At 43.1% G+C, this 15586-nt stretch carries 10 protein-coding genes and 1 tRNA gene; 9 read left to right on the forward strand and 2 right to left on the reverse strand.

Translation table 11 applies throughout. The annotated features are described in order from the left end of the window. The first annotated feature begins 34 nt into the window (after positions 1-34). Positions 35-1075 carry an FAD:protein FMN transferase gene (locus HNR50_RS00465; RefSeq protein ID WP_184742317.1) on the forward strand — a complete coding sequence of 347 codons (1041 nt, stop codon included), beginning with the start codon at positions 35-37 and terminating at the stop codon, positions 1073-1075. Here the strand turns inward: HNR50_RS00465 and HNR50_RS00470 are convergent. After that, on the reverse strand, positions 1059-1802 hold the full coding sequence (locus HNR50_RS00470) for a class I SAM-dependent methyltransferase (RefSeq protein WP_184742319.1): 744 nt from the start codon (positions 1800-1802) through the stop codon (positions 1059-1061). The two genes, HNR50_RS00465 and HNR50_RS00470, sit on opposite strands and share 17 nt — an antisense overlap. A gap of 102 nt (positions 1803-1904) precedes the next feature. Between HNR50_RS00470 and HNR50_RS00475 the strand changes: the two genes are divergently transcribed. Both HNR50_RS00475 and HNR50_RS00480 read left to right on the forward strand, forming a co-directional pair. After that, entirely contained in the window at positions 1905-6053 is a 4149-nt protein-coding gene (locus HNR50_RS00475; protein WP_184742321.1) for a FlgD immunoglobulin-like domain containing protein, read from the forward strand. Between the two features lie 106 nt (positions 6054-6159). Further along, the gene (locus tag HNR50_RS00480) at positions 6160-6531 is read left to right on the forward strand and encodes a hypothetical protein (RefSeq protein WP_184742323.1); all 372 of its coding nucleotides are present in this window, start codon (positions 6160-6162) and stop codon (positions 6529-6531) included. A gap of 7 nt (positions 6532-6538) precedes the next feature. Here the strand turns inward: HNR50_RS00480 and HNR50_RS00485 are convergent, their stop codons facing one another. Further along, complete coding sequence (locus tag HNR50_RS00485; protein WP_184742325.1) at positions 6539-8680, reverse strand: diguanylate cyclase domain-containing protein; 2142 nt, start codon at positions 8678-8680, stop codon at positions 6539-6541. 105 nt (positions 8681-8785) lie between these two features. Between HNR50_RS00485 and HNR50_RS00490 the strand changes: the two genes are divergently transcribed. From HNR50_RS00490 to HNR50_RS00515, 6 genes are all read left to right on the forward strand, one after another. Further along, the gene (locus HNR50_RS00490; RefSeq protein WP_184742327.1) at positions 8786-9283 is read left to right on the forward strand and encodes a hypothetical protein; all 498 of its coding nucleotides are present in this window, start codon (positions 8786-8788) and stop codon (positions 9281-9283) included. Positions 9284-9420: 137 nt separating this feature from the next. Beyond that, entirely contained in the window at positions 9421-10170 is a 750-nt protein-coding gene (locus HNR50_RS00495) for a choice-of-anchor X domain-containing protein (protein ID WP_184742329.1), read from the forward strand. Further along, entirely contained in the window at positions 10160-12664 is a 2505-nt protein-coding gene (locus tag HNR50_RS00500) for an alpha amylase N-terminal ig-like domain-containing protein (protein ID WP_221439766.1), read from the forward strand. Before HNR50_RS00495 ends, HNR50_RS00500 begins: the two co-directional genes overlap by 11 nt. 131 nt (positions 12665-12795) lie before the next feature. After that, a tRNA-Gly gene (locus HNR50_RS00505) sits at positions 12796-12867 on the forward strand. A 794-nt stretch (positions 12868-13661) separates the two neighbouring features. Then, a complete protein-coding gene (locus HNR50_RS00510) occupies positions 13662-14390 on the forward strand; it encodes a phage tail protein (protein WP_184742331.1) in 729 nt (242 codons plus the stop codon). 219 nt (positions 14391-14609) lie between these two features. Further along, positions 14610-15572: a fibronectin type III domain-containing protein gene (locus tag HNR50_RS00515; RefSeq protein ID WP_184742333.1), complete on the forward strand. Its 963-nt coding sequence runs from the start codon at positions 14610-14612 to the stop codon at positions 15570-15572. Positions 15573-15586 lie beyond the last annotated feature (14 nt).

Here is a 15586-nt window from a genome sequence, read left to right on the forward strand (position 1 = left end):
TTCCTGCAGCAGATAATATGATAGATTTTTCCCTATGAAAGTAGAAATCCGTTTTTCTGGATTATTGTATATCCTTATATTGTTTTTTTTAGCTTCCTGCTCTCCGGAGCAGTTCTCACCGCGGTCGGATAATCGGCTTCTTCTCGGAACCGTTTGCGTCATCTCTCTGGACAAGAGCGAACCGGTTGAGCTTTTCGATCAGGCTTTCGATATTATCGCTCAAGAAGAACAGCTCATGAGTCTTCAGGTGCCTGACAGCGATCTGTCAAAGGTGAATCGTTCAGCGGGAGTTTCGGCTGTTAAAGTTTCTCCCGATACTCTCGAAGTCCTTGGAGCCGCATTAAATTACGCTTCAATGTCCGGTGGAGCCTTCGATCCGTCGATCGCGCCGCTTGTCGAACTCTGGGGTATTGTTACAGGAGACGCCGTCAGCCCTCCTGATCCCCTGGAGATTGAACCGGTCCGCAGTCTGACCGATTATACAAAGGTTCTTATTGATGACAAGTCGGAAACAGTCTTTCTTGAAAATAAAGGGATGAAAGTCGATCTCGGAGCCATTGCCAAAGGGTATGTCGGCGACAGGGTGAAGGATTTTCTCCTGTCACAGGGTGTTGAAAGGGGCATTATCAATCTGGGGGGGAATATAGTCGTAATCGGCAGCAAACCGGGAAATGAACCCTGGAAAATCGGAATCCAGAATCCTTTTGACAACAGAGGCAGGCATATCGGGCTGGTTTCTGTTTCAGACAGCACGGTCGTCACATCGGGTATATACGAAAGATTCTTTATGTACGAAGGAAAGAGATACCATCACATCCTGGATCCCTGGACAGGTTATCCAGTGGATAACGAGTTGGCATCTGTGTCTATCATAGCTGAAAAATCAATGGATGCTGATGCGCTCTCCACATCTCTATTCGTGCTGGGGATTGATAAAGGGCTTCAGCTTATTGAAAATATCAATGGAGCAGAAGCTATTTTCGTTACAAAAGAAAAGGAAATTGTTCTGTCCTCCGGTGCGGGCGACTTTTTTGAACTGAAGGACAACGGCTTTACCATTATTTCTCAGCGATAGCAATGAGGCGCTGGGCATTCTGGTCATATGGAATGCCGTCGTAATCTCCGAAAAACTCGATGGTTTTAAAACCGGCACCTGATAACAGTCCGGCCAGTTCCATGGCGGAAAAAATCCTGTGCCGGAAAGTGGCATCGGTTTCATTTCCGTCTTTGAGAAAAATCCATCTTGTTTCCAGTTCCGTCCAGTTCAGATTGATAGCGTATTCCACCATTATTTTAAAATCGTCGTATTCATACCAGAAGCAATCGCGAAAATCTTTGGCCAGGACTTCTTTACCCGTGCATTCTATAATGAATTTTCCCCCTTCCATGAGCGAATCATAGACATTTTTGAAATATATCATATCGTCGTCCGGATCTTCAAAATATCCCAGCGAATTATAGAGGTTGAAGGCTGCCCGATATGCGGATTCTCTTCTGAAATCGAGGATATCCTGATGTAGGAATTCTATGTCGAGATTCAATTGGTCGCGCTTTTCTTCCGCTGTTTTCAAGTAAGGACGTGTTATATCGACTCCCGTCACTTTCATGCCCCGGTCGGCCAGTATGCACGAATGACGGCCCTGGCCGCAGCAGCTGTCAAGCACGGCGTCTCCGGGTTTTAGATCAGCGAGCATAATCAGATTATCGATTTCGTAAGAAGCTGAACGGTTCCTTTCCCTGTCAAACATGACAGGTCCGTAGGTGATCCAGAATTCATCGTCGTAATACCACTTTTTATTCATTGAAGGTCTCCAAAAAACCGAAAATATTGGATATAACCAGTCTATACGATATACTATTTTACTGTAAGATTTATGTGAAAATCCCCAAGGAGGATTGTACAAATGAAAAGAATCGCAGCATTGGTTTGCTCTATTATATGGGTTTCCGCCCTTTTCGGGCAATCGGTTCATTCCTCAGGCGATAATGTATTTAATCTCTATTCCATACAGAATCTGGGTGGAGGAGTCCATATAGTCGATATGGATACACCCCACAATACCATGTATAACCCCGCAGCAGCCGCGGGATTTCAGAGAATCACAGCAGATATCAATTATATCAATCTGCAGGGACTGGGGACTGTCGCGGGAGCCGGTCATGCCGTAAATGCCGGCGTCTCATTTCCTACGAAATACGGAGTCCTGACAGGATCATTGCGATGGATCGGAACAAACAGAATTGTCGGTTCGACCATGGATTACGGGAATGTTTTTGCGGGGAATTTCACTTTTTCCAAAGAAATATACTCAGATTTCTACCTCGGTGCCGGAATCAATGTCTCGGCGGGCTGGGACGCAGGCGTTTCAACTTCAGCAGACTGGGGACTGGGTTTGAACCTGGGTTTCCTCCATTTGCCCGGTCAGATAGCTTTTATGAAAAACTTCCGCTGGGGAGCGAGTTTAACCAATATGGGTAAGGGATTCGGCGATGCTTCGGCAGGTTATGACAGGGCCATTCCCGGAAACTTTACACTGGGCGCCGGAGCCGGATTTGACATCTTCGATCAGGAAAACTTCAGATGGTCGGTTTCGGGAGATTTAAGAGCGCCCACATTCACAGATTTAAAACTGGATCTGGGAACAGACATCCTCATTGCCGGAATTGTGAATGTCGAAACTTCATCATCTTTCTCTTTGCGCGACGCTATCGCCGGTGAAGCTACGACACTGATACCATCGGTGGGGGTTTCAGTGAAAATACCTCTGGGAGGTAAGGAAAAAGCCGACCTTCTGGGGTCCAGCGAAATGAATATCAATGCCGCTGCGGCACCGCTCTATGACGGACTGTGGGCTTTCGGAGGCGGACTGACCATTCCTTTCGGAGTTCTTGATGACAATCCGCCGGAACTGGAAGTCGATTTCCCCAGAACAATTTATATATCACCGAACTTTGATGGAATTCAGGATGAATTGATTATTCCCATCACCGTGACCGATGAGCGACACATCAAAGGCTATTCTCTTGTTATTAAAAACGAAAGCGGCGAAATCATCAAATCCATTTACAACAAAAACGAACGGCCGGAAAATGAATCAATCAAAAACCTGTTCCATAAAATTGTTTCCGCTAAAGAAGGCACGGCCGTTCCCCAGTCATTCCGGTGGGATGGAAAAGGAGATTCGGGAGAAATGGTTCCCGATGGAACCTATAACTTCGAAATAGTATTCTGGGATGACAATCTCAATTATACAGAACCCTATCAAGGGAAATTTATAATTGACACGGTTGCTCCTTCTGTAGAAGTTTCCTCTATCGAGGGAACCGATCTGATCTTCTCTCCCGACGGAGACGGTAACAAAGATGTTATACAGTTTACGCAATCCGGTTCGGAGGAATCAGAATGGAAGGGAGTCATTACCGATGCATCGGGAAACGTCGTAAAAGAATTTGTCTGGTACGGAACTCTCGATAATGCGATCTGGGACGGAACAGATAACGACGGTAACCTTGTCCCCGATGGCGTGTATCAATATGAAGTCATTGCCATAGATGAAGCTGGCAATACGGTCAAGAAAGAAGTTGAAAATCAGACATTCTGGGATGATCTCTCCTTTGAAGAGGAACTGGCTCCAGCAGATAATTATGATTATGCGGTTATTGAAATGGAAGATTCCCTGGAAACCGTAGAGGCAAATATTATTTCCAATATCATCGTTAACACGAAGAAACCGCCTGTTCATCTCTATATTGATAAAGCCTGGTTTGCCCCGGCAAGTGAAACGGGAGAGCAGGAAATCGTCTTCACTCTCGATGTACCGGTTAAAACCGGCATAGTCGAATGGCAGCTTGATATTCTCAACACCGGTGGTTCTGTGGAAAAAACTTTCTCCAGCAAAGAAGACGGATGGGGTGTCATTCCTGAAACGATTTCCTATAACGGAAGAAACAGATTTAATTCCATCCTTTCCGAAAGCACATATAAGGGGAAACTCTCCCTCCGCTATCAGAACGGTTACAATCCGGAAGCTGAGTCTCCTGAGTTTCATGTCGATGTCACCGTACCTTCGGCCAGGCTGAGCAGTGCCTATGATATCTTTTCTCCTAACGGAGACAACAATAAGGATGAAGCCCGGTTTACTCAATCGGGATCTGCTGAGGATGAGTGGATCGGTATAATCGAAGACAACTCCGGAAAGGTTATCAAACAGTGGAGCTGGAAAAGCGGACTGGAAAGCACTTTGCTCTGGGATGGCCGCGATGATGAAGGTAAAATTGCTCCAGACGGTTTGTACAACTACTACCTGACCGCTACTGACAAAGCCGGGAATACCGGTAAGAGCCAAATCGTAGCTGTCCGGTTGGACAATAGCGAAACGGAAGCGGCTATTTCCGTAAACCTCGATGCCTTTTCTCCGAACAGGGACGGAAAGAAAGATGCCATTACTCTCCAGCCGATTAAAAAAGAAGGAAGCAGCATAGACAAATATGAAATCGCTGTAAAAGACAGCACCGGACAGGTTGTAAAAAACTGGAGCGGCAACCGTTCGCTGCTGGGTCAGTTGAACTGGGATGGTAAGAAAAACGACGGCTCTGCGGCTCCTGACGGCATATATTCGGCCTCAATTCAAATAGTCTTCAGTAACGGCGATGTCAGAAGCGCCTCTTCGGGTACATTTGTACTCGATACAGTTAGTCCCGTAATCGATATTTCGGCTTCATACACTCTTTTCTCGCCTGATGGTGACGGCCGTAAAGACTTTGTTTCCATCAAACAGACCTCCGGTCGGGAAAAAGAGTTTTACGGAGAAATGTCGGACAGCTCGGGTAAAGTCGTCCGCAGCTGGTTCTGGGGCGATTCTCTCAGTTCTTTCGACTGGGAAGGAAATGATGAATCAGGTAACTTCGCCGGAGACGGCCGATATAAATATACTGTCTGGAGCGAAGATGCGGCAGGCAACAGGACTGTCCGGGTAATTGATAATCTTGTCATTGATACTGAGGAAACACCCGTCTTCCTGACTGCCAAAAACAGTGCGTTCTCGCCATCGCTCGATGAAGGCCTCAATCATCAGGAATTCAGCATCATAGTAAGCAACCGGAGGGGAATTGATTCCTGGAAACTGGAAATGAAAACCGCAGGTCGATCCGTAAAGACTTTCGACAGCGAAGATATGTCGGAAATCCCGTCCAAACTGAACTGGGATGGGAAAAGCGAAAGCGGAACTGTTGTTGAAGGGGAGTACACCGCAGTCTTTTCGATTGAATATGCGAAAGGAAACAATCCGGTTATAGAATCCACTCCTTTCCTGGTAGACAGCAGTGCGCCGGAAGTCAGGCTTTCCATGAGCCCCAAACCTTTCTCTCCCGATGATGATAATGTGGATGATGAATTAAACATTTCCATTGCGGTTGATGATCTGAGTCCCGTGAAAGACTGGTCCATGGTCATCAATGATCCCAAAAACAGAGAATTCATATCTTTTCAGGGACGGGGAAGACCTTCCGAGAGAATCATCTGGGACGGACGGTCCATGAAAGGCGAGCTTGTCCAATCAGCCGAAGACTATCCTTACATCTTTACGATTACGGATATGTTAGGAAACAAAAGGACAGTAGAGGGAGTCATCCCCGTAGATGTTCTGGTCGTAAGGGAAGGGGATAGATTTAAAATACAGATTTCGAGCATAACATTTAAACCCGATAGCGCGGAATACAATGATGCAGGAGACCTGAAAGAGAAAAATGAAAAGATTCTAGGTCGAATTGCAGAAATCCTTAAAAAGTATTCCAGTTACCGGATCATCATTGAAGGTAATGCCGCAAGTACCAAATATTACGACAAGAAACTGGCAGAGAAAGAGGAAATAGAAGAACTTCAGCCGCTGTCTCTCCAGAGAGCTGAAACCGTGCAGGCCAGTCTGATCGATCTTGGCATTGCAAGAACCAGGATGGATGTGGAAGGCAAAGGCGGGACAAATCCCGTTGTACCTCACAGCGATCTTGAAAATGCCTGGAAGAACAGAAGAGTCGAGTTCATTCTCTTGAAGTAGAAAATTGAAGGAGGCGGAGAAATCCGCCTCCTCTATAAAAAAATACTTGTGTTTGTACGTTTTAATTGTAAAATAAATATCTATTTATTTTTTAAAAGAGGGTATTTTGATCGACAAGTACAAAATGGAATTGAAAGAGATTCTCGATGAACTGATCATTTACAATCCCTCTCTCTTCGTTCTGACCGGACCGACGGAACTTTTCAATTGGCGCTCTGTTTTTGATTTTTCTTCTGTGGCATGGGAGGAATTTCCTGAGGAGTATCGAATTACACTTCTGAAAAGCCTGGCTGAAAAAGAAATTCTCTTTATCGCTCTTATGACTTATAAAAACCTGTATATGGAGATGGGGCGACCCGATATTGCCAATGCTGCAGGTTTTTCCATGGCTAAATTCCTGGAAAGCCTCTTTGTTCCCGATTATGAAGATGTATTTAAAACTTCTTCGATTTTAATCAGCGACAGTCTATCCTGTTAGTTTCTCACTAGGTTTTTTCAAAAAATCCTATACCGTTTTTGTTTCCCTTCTTAATTCTGTACATGGCAGAATCGGCATTTATTATCAATTGTTCAGCTGTTGTGTTCTCTTCCGGATAAGTGGAGATTCCTATACTCATACCCACATGGATTTTATAGTCCTCAATATCGATATCATCAGTCATCAGCTTCAGAATTTTTTCGCTGACTTTTCGGGCTTCGCTTTTGCTTTTAACCGGATTGAGAAGAATGAGAAATTCGTCGCCGCCGATTCGGGCGACCGAATCCGTTGTTCTCACGGCGTTCTTGAGTTTCAGAGCTACTTTTTGCAGTACTTTATCCCCGATATTATGTCCATAAGTATCATTTATAGGCTTAAAATCATCGAGATCTATAAAAAGCACAGCCAGAACTTCTCCCCGTCGACGGGTCTGCTCCATTGATGCTTCAAGCAGTTCATAGAGAACTCTCCTATTAATCAAACCTGTCAGATTGTCATGGGTTGCCAGCTCCATTATTTTTTTGTTAGCAGCTTCGAGTTCGTCTTTTTCCTGTAAAATGATTCTGTTAAGCTCTTTAACTTTTTCAAAGTTACGGGAATTGTCAATGGCAATGGAAAGAAATGAAGCCAGTGACTTCAGAAAATGGATATGTTCATTCTTATAGGCATTTTTATGACGGCTCAGTATAGCAATAGCTCCGACTTCGTCATTCCTGAAGAAAATAGGTACAGTCAGGCTTGATCGGGCAAGAGGGCCTTTTCCATAAACAGCTCTTTTCTCTATGTACCGGCTGTATTCATTTTCGATGTCGCTAATCAGTAATTCCTGTCTGTTATGAATAGACCAACCGGCAAATGAGCCTCCCGGAGCATCGGTGAAGCTGAAAGGTTCAATTTCATTTCCGTTTTCAAAGGCTTTAACAATTTGCAGGGTTTTCTCTTTTTTATTGTGAAAAACAACATGAAAATGAGTCACTTCCATGAGGAGATTGATATTCTCGAAGACTTTTGTAAGGATGCTGTTCGTATCGAGTGAAGCGAAGGTCTCTTTTGTTATGTTGTTGAGAAGAGTCATCCAATTGAGTGATTCCTTCAATTCTATGTTCTGAGTCTTAAAAAACTCGGCGTTTTTCCGGTTCCTCTCAATTTCGTATTCCATTTCAAGGTTGTGAAATTTCTTCTCGGCAGCTATGCTGTTCAGTTCCTTTTCTATATTGTATCCATCATCAAGATATCTGAAAGCTTCTTTGAAATCTCCGGTTTTCTCATAATGAGAAGACAGTTTTTTACAAGCCTCCATATAGAACTGTTTGCTGTCTATCTCCTTACTCAGTTCAAGAGCTTTCTCGAATTGGGAAAGATCATGAAGCATTTCGCCACGGTAGAGGTAAATTTCGCACTCCAGCCTTTTATTATCAATTTGACGGCAAAGTTCGAGAGATTGCTCAAAGTAACTCTGAGCTTCTTTATGCAGCCCTTTTTTATCACAGAGCTTACCAAGATCGAAAAGAATCTCCGATTCATTTATTCCGCTATGAATCTCCCTCGCCAGATTACGGCTTTCCTGAAAAAATTTCTCGGCTTTATCCAAATTTCCCAATTTGAAATAACACTGTCCGGTATTGGAGAGGACAACGGAAAGAAGCTCTTTGGATTGTTCGCTGGATTTAGCCTTATCGAGAAGCTCAAGAAAGTGATTCAATGCCTTTTCATAATTTTCATTGCTGAGATAATAGCCACCCATATTATTTAGAACTGATAATTCCCGTTCGAGCAGTCCGGCTTCGCGGCTTAACTGCAGGCTTCTGGAGTAATAGAAAAAAGCATTGGAATTGTCCCCGAGATCATTATAGGCCACTCCCAGAGCATTGAGGATTTTGATGTTATCTTCACTTAACGGTTGATCTTTGAAGTTGACGGCTAAATCATTAAGGATCTCTACAGCTTCCTTCAATCTTGAAAGAAATATCAGACACCAGCTCTGATAAAAGCGGGAATCATTAATCCCCTTTTCAAAACCGGCTTCCCTGGAGAGCTGTTCCATTTTTTGGGAGTCAGTGAGAGCCGCCTGAGGATCGGCTATCATGGAATCCCAAATTCGAATCAGCTCATCTCGAATATATTCTGTTTTATCTGTTTCAGAAATCATTATGAAAGAATATCCTTAAGTAATATTATAGAATATATGTCAAAATATGATTATTGTTTTTCAACAATATCTTATGTAATATGACACAAAAAGGAGGAAATTCAGATGCTTTCTTTAAATTTATTGTATGACGGACTAATCTACTCCGGTGGGTTTGCAGCGATAATACTAGTTTCCGTTCTTATCAATCCCAGAATCTGGCTTCAGGATTTCCCGGATGAATTGAAAAAAGATATTCCGCCTAAAACGAGAAAGGAATCGAGACAGACCTTTATCACCGGTTTTGTTTTTGCCATGTTTATTATCGGGTTTCCCCTATATTCTGTTGCCGGAGCCTTTTCCTCTTCCGGAGAGCTCGTTCCTTTTCTCACTCTGTTTCTTCATTCATTTTACGTTATGATGATCTGTAATGTTCTGTACTGGCTCTTGTTCCATATTCTGATTTTCAATGTCATTATCAGTCGGATTCGAACTGTTCCCGGATTAAAACAGAGAATTCAATTTACCGGGTGGAAGAACCAGTTATTCGGTCTTTTCGTCGGTGTCCTCTCATGTCTGCTGATCTCCGGTTTTGTTGCCATGCTTGCCGGTTTCTTCCTTTAGGAAAAATACTTGTCAAATCTTCTATTATAACGGAAAATCTTTATTGCGGCCTGGAATATTCAGGCTGTAAAAAAGGAGTTAATATATAAATGAAAAGAGTGATCTTTTTTTTGACCTTTAGTGCAATCGTTTGCACAATGTCATTATCAGCTGAGACCTTTGTCGATCTTACTGCTGAATCGATGGAAGTCGAGGTGGGGAAAGTTGTTCCTTTGTCCTGCAGGGTAGATTCGGGAAAAACCGGATTTCCTCAGTTCGTCTGGAAAACAACAGGCGGGGAGATAAGAAAAAGCGCTGTTGAAGGGGAAGTGGATTTTATTGCACCCCGAAGCAGCGGAACCGTTTCCATTACTGTCGATGTTACAATCGGCGGTAACATTGAAAGCAGAATGATCGATCTTACAATACTTCCCGAAGGAGCATTGAAAAAAACAGCGGATATTCTGATTACAGTCGATACGAAGACCTTACAAAATGTCTGGGTTAATTCAACCCATAAGAGTGAAAATTTCAAAGCGCCATTATCTATAAAAGGCACATTCCGTTATGATCCGGACAGTGAGCTGGCTTTTGCCGGTGGTAGCTGGCCGACTTACCCCATGTACGATGATGGAACACACGGCGATGTTACCGCCGGAGATGGAATCTGGTCAATTTTAATGAAATTCGAGAAAACCGACAGCAAAGTCTATTTTGCCTTCGATGACGGGAACTCCTATCGCGTGGAATATGAAAGCGGACTGGCCTGGACTGTAAAAATGGCCTGGATTGAGCTTGATGAATACCCTGACGACCACAGCAATCCCGCCTTTACACCCGATAAAGACAAAACCATAAGCTGGACTGCCTCAATGGCAGAAGAGGGAGGGATTTACAGTGAGAGGTAAAATATATTCTATTACGTTTGTTTTGATTCTTTTGTTCTTTGCATCATGTACTTCCCGGGATCTGAGCAGACCGCTGGAAAGGTTTGAAGCCCGTTTTATTTATTCAGATGGAACGGAACGGTACAGATTTCCCGCACAGCCCGATCTCTTCGAGCCTGTTACAGTTCGGGTCAGAGTGAAAAGCCATTCTACGGATACAGTGAAACTGATCACGGACAGGGGCGAAACGGAAATGATTTTAAGCTCCAGCGATGGCGTTTTCGATTATTACGCCGCAGATATCAAAACTGCCGATGAACCTGTTTATTACTATTTTCTGGTAGGTCAGGAAAACAAAAAGGTGTTTTACAGCCGCAGGGGTATTGAGCTGTCTGCTCCCCGCCAATCCTACCAGTTCAAAATCTTCCCGGGCTATAAGGTTCCCGAATGGATGAAAGGCGCGGTTCTTTATCAGATCTTTGTCGATCGTTTTTACAACGGAGACCCTTCCAATGATGTTCTGACAAATGAATACATGTACGATAATTTCCCATCCGTTAAAGTCGAGGACTGGAACAAATACCCCGACGGAACGACGAAATATGCCGAAGGCAGCAACAGAACGAGAGAATTTTATGGCGGAGATATTGACGGGGTTATTCAGAAACTCGATTATCTTCAGGATCTCGGCGTTGACGGAATCTATTTCAATCCGCTGTTTGTATCGCCGTCCAATCATAAATACGATACCCAGGATTATGCCAATATCGATCCCCATGTGGGAACGATTGTCAATGACGGAGGGGCGCTCATCAACCCTGAAGATGATCCCAACTTCGGGAACCCCGATATGAGCAACGCCAGCGCTGTCAATCAGTACGCGGAACGGTATATTAAAAGAACAACGGATCCCGAAAACCTTCAGGCATCGAATGACAAACTGAAAGAACTGATTGATGAAGCAGAAAAAAGAGGCATTAAAGTCATTCTGGACGGTGTATTCAATCACAGCGGATCATTTAATAAATGGTTGGATCGCGAGCATATCTACGAAGAGGACGGCGCTTATGAGTCAGCCGATTCACCCTATGCGGACTACTATGTTTTCGAAGAGGATGACTGGCCGGATAATGAGAGTTATGAAGCCTGGTGGGGATTCAAAACCCTTCCCAAGCTTAATTTCGAAGGCGATCCCGCGTTGGAAGATGCCATAATGGACGTCATAGCCAAATGGGTTGAATTCGGAGTTGAGGGATGGAGAATCGATGTCGCGGCCGATCTGGGCCACAGCACCTCATACAATCATCAGTTCTACAGGACTATGAGGGAGCGAGTGAAAGAAGTGAACCCTGAAGCTGTTATTCTGGCTGAGGTTTACGGAGATTCATCAGCCTGGCTGAGAGGTGACGAGTGGGACACTGTTATGAATTATGACGCTTTCTTCGAACCGCTCAGCTTTTTCTTCACAGGTCTGGAAAAACATTCCTATTATTATAGGGATGAACTGAAGAACAACAGCAAAAACTTCGAGCAGGACTTGAGAGAAAAAATGGCTAAAATGCCGTGGAACTCAATGGAAATAGCTATGAACCAGCTCGATAATCACGATCATTCCAGATTTTACAGTCGTACATCCGGGTTCGTTGATGAACAGAAAAGCGCTACCGATACATCGCAGCCGGAACTGGCCGATCAGAATCTCAATAAAGGTATAATGAAAGAAGCTGCGGTCATGCAGATGACCATGCCTGGAGCTCCGACTCTCTATTATGGAAATGAAGCCGGTCTGGCCGGTTTTACCGATCCGGATAGCAGAAGGGCTTTTCCCTGGGGGAATGAGGACGAGGAATTGCTCGATTTTTACAAAGAGATTATTTCGATAAGGAAAGAGTACTCCTCATTGACAAACGGGTCTCTTCAGTCTCTCAAATTTGATCAGGATGGTGTTTTCAGTTACGGTCGATGGAATGATGAGAACAAAGTTATTGTGGCTCTGAATAATAATGAGAAAGAGCAGGTCGTTTCCATTCCTCTCTGGTCACTCAATATAAGTGAGAATGAGAAACTGAATATAATTTTCAGAAGCGATAGAGAAAATCATTATAGAATCGATGAATCCGCGGAGGTTGTAAACGGAAATCTCGTGGTAAACGTTCCGGCTTTCGGAAGTGTTATAACCGTATCAAATAAGGGAAGCGGAGTTGAATCAATCCAAAGTGATGTCGCCTCGCTCAGACCGGAGGTCGAAAAGATCATAACATCGCAAAAAGAGGGTGAGCCTCTCGTAACAGTGGAGTTTTCTGCTTCTATGTATCAGAGAGACATTGCTGACGCTTTCTCCATCAGCCCCTCAGTGAAAGGTCATTTCGCCTGGAATGGAAGCCGAGTCGGTTTTTTTGCCGATGAAGCAGTCAATCCGGGTGAATATACGGTTCGCATTAACAGGGGAATCAGAACTGTTGTAGGTGATTTCTTTCTGAAAGAGGAAGCTGAAAAAACTTTCAAGGTCCGATAAATTTTATAGAAGTTTAAGTTTTACAGGCGGTCTCTTCAGAGGCCGCTTTTTCATAATATTAACTATTGACAATAAAAAATGACTCTGATATATTCCTTTTTGCAAGGGTATTTTGCCCGTAAAAATGAAACGCGCCTGTGGTATAATGGCTATTACCTCAGCCTTCCAAGCTGATGACGTGGGTTCGATTCCCACCAGGCGCTCTAAGAAAAAGTTCGACTTCGGTCGGACTTTTTTTTTGCATCGCCGAACAGGTGGGAATCGATCGGGAATGAGCGCCGAGCAGGGGCGAGGGCAGAAGCGAATGAACGCGGCCCGGAGGGAGCCGGAACGTTTCCGGCGGAAGAGGGGATTCCCATCAGGCGCTTTTAGGGCATATCCTGTTAAATTCATATGTATTGGGTTTTATTAGGAAAATCCAAGTCGGGGCTACTGTATAAACGGCGTCTTATCTAATTGAATGTTACAGTCTCTGTTGTTAAAACAGGAGAATCAGGTATGGGTCGTTTTTCGCTTTATAACCGTAATGGCATCTATTATGCCCATTTTTTAACCCCTAAACAAAGAATATAACCTGTACAAGGTTAACAGGATAGCAGGATAAAGACGAAGCCACATATATTGCTATGGGATGGGTTAAAAACGGTATTCCCAGAAACACAAATAATACCTAGAACAGCAAGAGAATTCTTTGAAGTCATTGATTTACTGTTTAGGTTAGAATATTTGCCTTGAGGAACCGGATCTTGAGCAGGTTATCTCTATTATGAAGAAGAGATTCATCAAAGATGGCCGCATGGAAAATGAGAATATATTCCTCTCACTAACCAATAGAGCATTATACAACTTTTTATGTTAGAATCCCGGAAATATTTAATCTCTTTGTATTATTGATTTTAAATATAATTAGTTGATTATTAAAAAGTAAAAATTAAGTTGAAATCCAAGATAAACTATGCTATAAAAAATTAGTTAAATTTTAAAAAGGCTAAACATTATGAAACATCATTTGCTTGTAATATTTTGCATCTTTTCTGTTACTGCATTATTTTCACAAGAAGAAGTTCTAAAAATTAGTGATAACAAGGTTCAGATCCAGGGTGATCTTGAAGTAAACGGATGGATTGAAGATATAATGGGCTTGATAATACCTGTTGGGTCTATAATGCCTTTTGCAGGAGACTCAATTCCTGATGGATGGCTTTTATGTGATGGAGCTGCTGTATCCAGAAATGATTATCAAAGGTTATTTTCAGTAATAAATATAATGTATGGAGAAGGGGATTCTTCATTTACTTTCAATGTCCCCGATCTACGAGGTGTTTTTCTGCGTGGAGCTGGTCAGAATGGTTCTATGAAAAATGCCAATGGGATTAACTATGATGGGGGGATGACTGGCAATGAGATTGAAGATCAGATTCAAGGGCATAAACATGAAGTGACTCATGATCATGAATCAATCGATACATCTACAAACAATCTTTATTATGGAATTTCAATATCGGGAGATATTCATTTTTCAACAAGCACATTGCCAATGCTTGGTTCGCCAAATGAACCATATCCTCCTATGACGGATTTTGAAAGACATATACATACATTAGATCTCCCTCCAATAACAGTAGATTCGGAAGTACCAAAAGACGACAAAGCAAACGGTGAGCCAAGAACTGGAGATGAAACAGCTCCTGCCAGTGTCTCAGTAAACTACATTATCAAATACTGAACCAGATGATTCAGTATGTAAAACAAGAACTCACATTTAAATTACTCAAATTAAGCGATGGGCTCTTAAGCCTATCGCTATACCCATTTTTCATCAAAGGTGGTTACATCGATGTATAAATACAACTTATTTTTACTAATCAATCTCTCTGCGGTTTTAATATTAGTCGGCTGTTCTAATCTGACCAGTCCGGAAACTCCAGAAGGAGCTGTAGATCTGATGTGTCCAGATGCAGTTTCAGCTGCTTTTGGAAACGGTGGGATTGAAATCACCTGGGTCACCGTAGCTGATGCAACTGCTTATGAAGTTTACAGAAAAGATGGCTATGAGGAATACCAACTAATCTCAACTGCTACGTCACCTTCTTTTTCAGATACGTCATATCCAAAAAATCTTACTGTACAATATGCTGTAAAGAGTCTCTCTGGAACCTTTCCTTCGCCTATGTCCGATCCTTCTGAAAGTCTAACCGAATGGATTAGAAATATTAAAGTCAGCAAGCTTCAATACACAGATAGAGTTTCACTATCCTGGGAAAAACAGGTCGAGGCTGACGAGTACGTTGTCTACCGCGGAGCTTATATCAATGATTCGCCAATTGAAATAGCCCGATTCTCAAGTTCGGATTCTATTGTTGAATATTCCGATGTTTATGTCGGTTCTGGTGTTCCCGAAGTTAATGTGCCTTATTACTACCAGATTCGATGGGTAAAAACTGGTATAGAATACGGCTCTTCCAGTCCCGTACATCTTGGTGTTTATTCAACATCTGTAGATACGGGTGAGCCTGGTGATGATGATATTCAAACTGTTTCTGGCGGAACTTATGTACAGGATCCATCCTATCCTCCAATTGTTTATTCCTTCGGAGACGGAGACGGAGGAGTGGAAGCCGATGTTGACTGGTATATTTACGAGGGCAATAAGGGAGATGCCGTATCTGTAGAGATTCAGAAACCGGCATCCTTTGAAGACAATGAGTTATATATTCAGTTCAGTTATAACGATGTTTTATCATCTCCCATCCCTATATCGGGGTTATCGCATCAGGAGATTTACGATATACCCGATCCTTTGTTTTCAGGAGAAAGCACTTCTCTGTTTTTTAAAATCTATCCGGTAACCGGTTCGTCGGAAAATAAAATCGGTTCCTATACCGTTTCCATCAGCAACAGTCTGTAATACACCATGAGGAA

Origin of the sequence: Spirochaeta isovalerica (assembly GCF_014207565.1) — a bacterium.
GTDB classification, from domain to species: domain Bacteria; phylum Spirochaetota; class Spirochaetia; order DSM-2461; family DSM-2461; genus Spirochaeta_F; species Spirochaeta_F isovalerica.